Here is a 7,653-nt window from a genome sequence, read left to right as displayed (position 1 = left end):
GGCTGCGATCTTTTGATTTATGGCTCCAACCCGATCCCCCGCAAAATCACACTGGTCACCGTCTGCACCGCCCGCTCGAACTGCATGTCCGACAGCGGCTGGTGCTCGTTCAGAATATTCACCTGATGATCGAAGTCGGCGTAGTGCTGGGTCGAGGCCCAGATCATGTACAGCAGGCTCGACGGCTCCACCGGCAGAATCCGCTGGTCCTCCACCCACTGGCGGATCTTCGCTTCCTTCATCTTTGCCCAGTCGTACAGGCTGACGTCCAGCGCCTCGCCCAGGGTCGGCGCACCGTGGATGATCTCGTTGGCCCAGACTTTCGAACCATAAGGCCGGCTGCGCGAGTGGTTCATCTTGGCGCGGATGTAGCTGCTGAGCACCACCCGTGGATCGTCGAACATCTCAAAGCACAGCGCGTCCTGTTTCCACACCTCCAGCAGGTCGAACAGCACCGCGCTGTACAGTTCGCTCTTGGTGGAAAAGTAGTAATGCAGGTTGGAGCGCGGCAGTTGCACTTCGGCGGCGATATCGGCCATGGCGGTGCCGCCGAAGCCTTTTTCGGCGAAGACTTTTTCCGCCGCCAGCAGGATTTTCTCGACGTTACTGCGACGAATCTCGATCTTGTGATTGCCCATGAGGGCTCCCTGACAACGACGTTGTTGAAGACTAGCATCCGCTCTGGCCTCGGGGCGACCGCTGCAAACAAAACTTCGTACGAAGGTCTGCGCATGGCTAAACTGGCGTTTCTTTGTCCTGCCTCAGAGGTACCCGCGATGCTGTTCAAGAACGTCCTGACCACCACTGCCCTGCTCGCTTCGCTGTGCGCCGCATCCTCCGTTTTTGCCCACGCCCACTTGAAAAGCCAGACCCCGGCCGCCGACAGCACCGTCGCCGCGCCGGCCGATCTGCGCCTGACCTTTTCCGAAGGCGTCGAGGCCAGCTTCACCAAAGTCAGCCTGACCCACGACGGCGCCCCGGTCGCCATCAAACCTTTGAGTACCGAAGGCGACAAGAAAACCTTGATCGTTACCCCCCGCCGCGCCACTCAGTGCCGGTGAATACAAAGTCGAATGGCATGCGGTTTCGGTGGACACGCACAAGAGCGAAGGCGCCTATCAGTTCAAGGTCGGCCAGTAATTCATGAGTGAAGCGCTGGTGCTGTGCCGCTTCGTGCATTTCAGCGCGGTATTGATGCTGTTCGGCGCCTGGCTGTTTCGGCCACGGCTGCTCAAGGCGCCAGTGCCGACACTGGATCGGCATCTGGCGCGACTGGCGCGCTGGCTGACGGCAATTGCGCTGGTCAGCGGTGTCACCTGGGCGCTGCTGATCACCGCGAGCATGGCCGGTTCAGCGACGGCCGCGCTCGATCCGGACACGATTGGCCTGGTGCTGGGCAATACGTTTTTCGGTCAGGTCTGGCGTTGGCATCTGCTGATCAACGCACTGTTGCTGGCGTTGCTGTTTACGCCGTGGCGATCGAGCCTGCCGCTGCGCCTGGGCTTGAGCGCGCTGCTCCTGGCGACCCTGGCGCCGGTCGGTCACGGCGCGATGCTCGACGGTCTGAATGGGCAACTGCTGATCCTCAACCAGATCGTTCACCTGACCTGCGTCGCCGCATGGCTCGGCGGTCTGTTGCTGCTGGTATTGATCCTGCGTCAACCCAGCGAAACGATGAGCCGGATCCTGCAACGCTTCAGCGGTGTCGGTTACGCCATTGTTGGCGGGCTGCTGATTACCGGGCTGATCAACGTGCGCGTGCTGACCGGGCAATGGTGGCCGACGCCGCTGTTCAGTGGCTTTGCCCTGATCCTGCTGATCAAGGCGTTGCTGGTGCTGGGCATGCTTGCACTGGCGCTGTTCAACCGCTTGCGGATCGAGGATTGTGAACAGCGGATGGGCGCGCTCAAGCGCAGTGTGCTGCTGGAGTGGTTGTTGGGAATGGGTGCGGTGGCGGCGGTCTCCCTGCTCGGTACCCTGCCGCCGATGATTGCAGCCTGAAGCTCCCACAGGGTTTTGTGTTGATCAATGCGGTTGTGTGTCGCCCGCTGCAGTGTCGATGCTGACCACCACCGACATCCCCGGGCGCAAGCGTTCCTCTTCCTGCTGATCCGGATCGATGGTGATCCGCACCGGCACGCGCTGGGCGATTTTCACGAAGTTGCCCGTGGCGTTATCCGCCTGCAGCAGGGCGAACTCCGAACCGGTACCGGGCGAAATGTGCTGCACATGGCCGGTGAACTGGCGGTGGTTCAGCGCATCAACGGTGAAGCGCACCGGCTGCCCGACGCGCACGTTGTCCATCTGGGTTTCCTTCATGTTGGCGATCACCCATTTCTGGTTTGGCACCAACGCCATCAGCTGCGCCCCGGAATTGACGTAGGCGCCCAGGCGCACGCCGATCTGCCCGAGCTGGCCGTCTCGCGGGGCGACAATGCGCGTATTCGACAAGTCGATTCGCGCCAGTTGCACCGCCGCTTCAGCGCTGGCCACCGCCGCCTCCAGCGAACCGCGATTGACGATCACCGTCTGCAGATCCTGCCGGGCGATTTCCAGATTAGCCTTGGCCTGCGCCACCGCCGCAATACCTTGTGCATTGGCCGCGAGCGCCACGTCCATTTCGCGTTTCGACACCGAGCCGTCACTCACCAGCTCCTTGTTACGGCGCAGATCCGCCTCGCTTTTACGCAACTGCGCCTCGCTGTCGGCCACCACCGCCTGACGCAACTTGATCGTCGCTTCGGCACTGTTGCGTTGCTGCACCACATTGGCCAGCGCGGCTTTCTGCACCGCCAGTTGCGCCAGCGCCTGATCGAGGCGTTGCTGATAAATCCGGTCATCCAGGCGCACCAGCAAGTCGCCGGCCTTCACGTACTGGAAATCCTGCACCGGCACCTCGAACACGTAGCCACTGAGCTGCGGGCCGATGATCGTCACCTGCCCGCGCACCAGGGCGTTTTCCGTGGTTTCGACGGCGCTGCTGAACGGCGGCAGTTGCCAGGCGTAGAGCACGATCAGCACGCCGACGATGGCAATCGCGGCAAAGCCCAGCGACGAGATGATCCGCACCCGCAACGAGCGCGGCTCGGTGTTCGGCGAGGACGGCGGCGCCACGCCTTCCGGGGTGGCGGCGATGGCATTGGTGGTTGTGGTGGTCGGTTCGGTCATGAATGGGAGGCACCGTCAGGAGGTACGGAATGCGCTGGGTCGACGGCTTTGGTGGTGCTCATCAGCCACAGCGCACGAATGGACAGCCAGATCATGGTCAGCACCGCAATCACGGCGATCAGCATGAACACATCGTTATAAGCCAGCACGTTGGCTTCGCGCGTGGCTGCGTTGGCCAGGCTGCGAATCCCGGCGAGGTTGCGCAGACTCGGATCGGCCAGCAACGAGCCATAGGCCGAACCGCCGCTCTGTACGCGGGCGGCCACCAGCGGATCGGACAGCGTCAGGTGCTCGACCAGATGACTGGAATGGAATTTCTCACGCACGATCTGGAACGTGCCCAACAATGCCGCACCGAGCAGGCCGCCGAGGTTGTTGCAGATCCCGAACAACACCGAAAAACTCACCAGATTGCGCGGGTTGGTCAACACGTTGCGGGTGCCGAACACCATGGTCGGGCCCAGAAAAAACGTGCTGCCGAAGGCCAGCAGGAACTGGCTGAAATACAGGTTTTGCGGGCGGGTCAGGTTGTTGGAGAAACTGTCCATCACCGAGCCGGTGGCCATCAGCGCCAGCGAGATGATCAGCGGCATCAGCAGGTGCTTGGGGTCGATGGTCAGCGCACTGGTCGCCAGCCCGGCGATGCTGCCGATCAGCATCACCACGTAGAGGCTGTGCAGTTGCTCATAACCCATGTTGAGGTTCTGCATGAAACCGACCGCGCCGGTGGACTGCTCCGAGGTGACCATGCGAATCAGGGTCACCGCCAGCGCCAGGCGGATCATCGTGCCGCTGCCGAGCCAGCGGGTCATCAGTATCGGGTTGCTGCGGTTGTGCTCGATGGCCAGGCCCGCGAGGATCAGGGCAATCGAGGCCGCCAGCGCATAGCCGATCCAGTCGGCCTCCAGCCACCAGTCGATCCGCCCCAGCGACAACACCGCGCAGAGCAGGGCCACGCCGCTGGCGAGGATGGCGAAGGTCAGAAAGTCCAGCGGTTCAAAGGTTTTGAAGCGGTCACCGGGCGGCAACTTGAGCAGCAGCACGCAGCCCAGCGACAGCAAGGCCATGCCCAATTCGAACAGGTACAAACCGCGCCATTCGGCAATCTGCAGCAAGTCTTCGGAGAACAGGCGAGCCAGCGGCAGGGCCAATTGCGACGCACCGAGGCCCAGCACCAGCGCCTTCAGCCGCCACTTGGCCGGAAATGCCTGGATCATGTAATACAGGCCCAGCGAACTCAAGGCCGCACCCACCATCCCGTGCGCCGCCCGCACCGCTATCGCCGAACTCAAGTCGTTGACGAACAGGTGGCCGAAGGTCACCAGCGCATACAACACCAGAAACACTTCGGTGAATGCGCGCAGGCCGAACTGCTGACGAAACTTCACCAGCAGCAGGTTCATCGACACGTTGGTCATCACGTACGCGGCCGGCAGCCAGGCCATCTCTGCCGTGGTCGCACCCAACGCGCCTTGCAGGTAAGGCAGGTTGGCGACCACCAGCGAGTTGCCCAGACCACCGGTCACCGCCACCAACAGCCCGACCAGCGCATAGGCCAGGCGCTTGGGGTTGGAGTGCAGCGGCGTCGAGGGGGAACCGGGCAGACTGGGCTTCTCGTGCGGCTGCCAGTTGCGCGGGGCGTATCGATCCATTGAAAAGACCTTGTGCTTGTGTTGCCGGGAGTTTGCCGCACATCTTGCGGCAAACCCACAATCCTCTGGGAGCTGGCTTGCCAGCGATGGCGACACTCGGCTCGGCAACAGGGTGACCGGCCGCCCGCTCCCACAGGTTTGCGGCGGATTCGTAAATTCTGTTTAAAGGTCTTCTCGCCCGCAACGGATTTTTCCCGCACCGGGCAACTGCCACCCTTGCAGCCCTTCTCAACCTGCAAGGTGCCCGTTATGACCACGCCCCCACCGGCAACGCTCCCTACATCTTTTAAAAAACCTTGTGGCGACCGCCCTGCTGCTGCCTGCCCTCGCCTTCGCTCAGGAACGCCCGTGGCCGGACGGTTCGCAACTGGTGATCTCGGTGTCGATGCAGTTCGAAACCGGCGGTCAGCCTGAAGGCGCGGAAAGTCCGTTCTCCGGCACGCCGCTGCCCAAGGGTTATCCGGATCTGCCGGCGCAGACCTGGTTTGATTATGGCTACAAGGAAGGCTTGTGGCGGATGCTCGACCTGTGGGATCGCACCGGCATCAAGGTCACCTCGCATGTGGTCGGCGAAGCGGCGCTCAAGCACCCGGAACTGGCGAAAGCGATTGCTGCGCGCGGCCATGAACTGGCGGCCCATGGCATGCGTTGGGCCGATTCGTACAACATGAGTTACGATCAGGAAAAACAGTTCATCGGCGACGGTGTCAACGCGGTGGAAAAACTTACCGGCCAGCGCTCAGTGGGCTACAACGCCAACTGGCTGCGGCGCAGCCCCAATACGCTGAAGGTTCTGCAAGACCTGAATTTCACCTATCACATCGATGACGTCAGCCGCGACGAACCGTTCGTGACCATGGTCCGTGGACGCAAATTTGCCGTGGTGCCGTACACCCTGCGCAATAACGACATCGTGCTGATCGAGGGCCGGCATTTCTCCGCCGAGCAGTTCTATCAGCAACTGGTGCTGGAATTTGATCGCCTGTACGCCGAAGGCGCGAGCCAGCGACGGATGATGTCGGTGAGTCTGCACGACCGCATCGGCGGCACACCGGCGATGGTCGAGGCGATGGAGCGGTTCATTCGTTATGCGCAAGCGCATCCGAAGGTAAGTTTCATGCGCAAGGATCAGATCGCCCGGGTCGTCCTGACCGAGAAAAACCCGCTGATCGACAACGCGGAGGCGCTCTACAACCGGTAAGCCGCCGAAAACAGCCCTCTTCGCAGCATCTGGAGGGCTGCCAACTCGCGCAAAACTCATCGTAAAAAAGCCCTGTTGACTTTTGCGGAAAACCTCGCAACTATCCGCAACCATGTTGTACGACGACGTATAACAATAATAAAAACAACAAATGAAACAGGGAGCGTCACCGTGAGCACACTCGTCTGCAATTCCGTTCGCACGTCCCGTACTTCCATGCCCCGCCCGTGTTCCACCCTGACTTTGATCGGCTGCAGCAGTCTCGCTCTGGTTTTGCCCATGAGCGCAGACGCCGAAAGCTTCCTCGAAGACAGCAAAGCCACGCTGAACCTGCGCAACGCCTACTTCAATCGCAACTTCGTCAACCCGAACTATCCGCAGGGCAAGGCTGAAGAGTGGACGCAGAACTTCATCCTCGATGCCAAATCCGGCTTCACCCAAGGCACGGTCGGTTTCGGTCTCGATGTGCTGGGGATGTACTCGCAAAAAACTCGATGGCGGCAAAGGCACCGGCGGTACGCAACTGTTGCCGATCCACGATGATGGTCGCCCGGCAGACAATTTCGGGCGACTGGGTGTAGCGCTGAAGGCCAAGGTGTCGAAAACTGAATTGAAGGTTGGCGAATGGATGCCGGTGCTGCCGATTCTGCGCTCGGACGATGGCCGCTCCCTGCCGCAGACCTTTCGCGGTGGCCAGGTCACTTCCACCGAAATCAACGGCCTGACCCTCTACGGCGGGCAGTTCCGTGGCAACAGCCCACGCAACGATGCCAGCATGGAAGACATGTCGATGAACGGCCGCGGTGCCTTCACCTCCGACCGTTTCAACTTCGGTGGCGGCGAATACACCTTCAACGACAAGCGCACCCTGCTCGGCGTGTGGTACGCCGAACTCAGCGACATCTACCAGCAGCAGTATTTCAACCTCAGCCACAGTCAGCCGATGGGCGACTGGACGCTGGGCGCCAACCTCGGTTTCTTCACCGGCAAGGAAGACGGCAGCGCCCTGGCCGGCGACCTCGATAACAAGACCGCGTTCGCCCTGCTGTCGGCCCGCTACGGCGGCAACACCTTCTACGTCGGTTTGCAAAAACTCAGCGGCGACGACGCCTGGATGCGGGTCAACGGCACCAGCGGCGGCACCCTGGCCAACGACAGCTACAACGCCAGTTATGACAACGCCAAAGAACGCTCCTGGCAGTTGCGGCATGACTACAACTTCGTCGCCCTCGGCATTCCCGGCCTGACCCTGATGAACCGCTACATCAGCGGCGACAACGTGCACACCGGGACGATTACCGACGGCAAGGAATGGGGCCGCGAGTCGGAACTGGGGTACACCGTGCAAAGCGGACCGCTGAAAAACCTCAATGTGAGATGGCGCAACGCGACGATACGCCGGGACTTCAGCACCAATGAGTTCGATGAGAACCGGATCTTCGTCAGCTACCCGATTTCGTTGTTGTAAGCAGGTTTCGCTTTACCCTGTTGGAGCGAGCCTGCTCGCGAAGGCGCCTTGTCAGTCGATGCAAGCGTTGCCTGGATGGCCACATCGCTGGCAAGCCAGCTCCCACAGAATTTGTAGTGAATGCGGTCATTGAAAACAACGCTGGTACCGGTGGGAGCTGGCTT

Annotated in this window: 6 protein-coding genes and 2 pseudogenes; 4 read left to right on the top strand and 4 right to left on the bottom strand. The window is 61.3% G+C overall.

Annotation, left to right across the window (positions count from 1 at the left end):
* Positions 1-17: 17 nt before the first annotated feature.
* Positions 18-638: a TetR/AcrR family transcriptional regulator gene (locus HT737_RS26470; protein WP_064587091.1), complete on the bottom strand. Its 621-nt coding sequence runs from the start codon at positions 636-638 to the stop codon at positions 18-20.
* Positions 639-776: 138 nt separating this feature from the next.
* On the opposite strand from HT737_RS26470, the pseudogene copC reads away from it, so the two are divergent.
* Both copC and copD read left to right on the top strand, forming a co-directional pair.
* A pseudogene (copC, locus tag HT737_RS26465) lies at positions 777-1,140 on the top strand (copper homeostasis periplasmic binding protein CopC).
* Positions 1,141-1,143: 3 nt separating this feature from the next.
* The gene (copD, locus tag HT737_RS26460; protein WP_182404315.1) at positions 1,144-2,001 is read left to right on the top strand and encodes a copper homeostasis membrane protein CopD; all 858 of its coding nucleotides are present in this window, start codon (positions 1,144-1,146) and stop codon (positions 1,999-2,001) included.
* Positions 2,002-2,025: 24 nt separating this feature from the next.
* Here copD and HT737_RS26455 read toward each other — a convergent pair whose 3' ends face one another.
* Together HT737_RS26455 and HT737_RS26450 are read right to left on the bottom strand one after the other, a co-directional pair.
* A complete protein-coding gene (locus tag HT737_RS26455) occupies positions 2,026-3,168 on the bottom strand; it encodes an HlyD family secretion protein (RefSeq protein ID WP_121186003.1) in 1,143 nt (380 codons plus the stop codon).
* Positions 3,165-4,820, bottom strand: coding sequence for an MFS transporter (locus tag HT737_RS26450; RefSeq protein WP_182404314.1), 1,656 nt, complete (start codon positions 4,818-4,820; stop codon positions 3,165-3,167). Before HT737_RS26450 ends, HT737_RS26455 begins: the two co-directional genes overlap by 4 nt.
* A 298-nt stretch (positions 4,821-5,118) precedes the next feature.
* On the opposite strand from HT737_RS26450, the gene HT737_RS26445 reads away from it, so the two are divergent.
* Both HT737_RS26445 and HT737_RS26440 read left to right on the top strand, forming a co-directional pair.
* On the top strand, positions 5,119-6,021 hold the full coding sequence (locus tag HT737_RS26445) for a polysaccharide deacetylase family protein (protein ID WP_182404313.1): 903 nt from the start codon (positions 5,119-5,121) through the stop codon (positions 6,019-6,021).
* Between the two features lie 216 nt (positions 6,022-6,237).
* Positions 6,238-7,489: pseudogene (locus HT737_RS26440) on the top strand (OprD family porin).
* Here HT737_RS26440 and HT737_RS31385 read toward each other — a convergent pair.
* Positions 7,468-7,653, bottom strand: a 186-nt coding sequence (locus HT737_RS31385; protein ID WP_220459519.1) for a hypothetical protein, incomplete at its 5' end; no start/stop codon positions are given. The pseudogene HT737_RS26440 and the gene HT737_RS31385 sit on opposite strands and share 22 nt — an antisense overlap.

Origin of the sequence: Pseudomonas sp. MD195_PC81_125, from assembly GCF_014060985.1 — a bacterium.
Classification (GTDB): Bacteria; Pseudomonadota; Gammaproteobacteria; order Pseudomonadales; family Pseudomonadaceae; genus Aquipseudomonas; species Aquipseudomonas parakoreensis.
Note: the sequence above shows the minus strand (reverse complement) of the source record. Positions and strands in the feature narration are given on the sequence as shown.

Excerpts from the sequence above, each read along its gene's own strand:
- HT737_RS26470 (WP_064587091.1), bottom strand. The coding sequence starts at position 638 with ATGGGCAATCACAAGATCGAGATTCGTCGCAGTAACGTCGAGAAAATC.
- copD (WP_182404315.1), top strand. The coding sequence starts at position 1,144 with ATGAGTGAAGCGCTGGTGCTGTGCCGCTTCGTGCATTTCAGCGCGGTA.
- HT737_RS26455 (WP_121186003.1), bottom strand. The coding sequence starts at position 3,168 with ATGACCGAACCGACCACCACAACCACCAATGCCATCGCCGCCACCCCG.
- HT737_RS26450 (WP_182404314.1), bottom strand. The coding sequence starts at position 4,820 with ATGGATCGATACGCCCCGCGCAACTGGCAGCCGCACGAGAAGCCCAGT.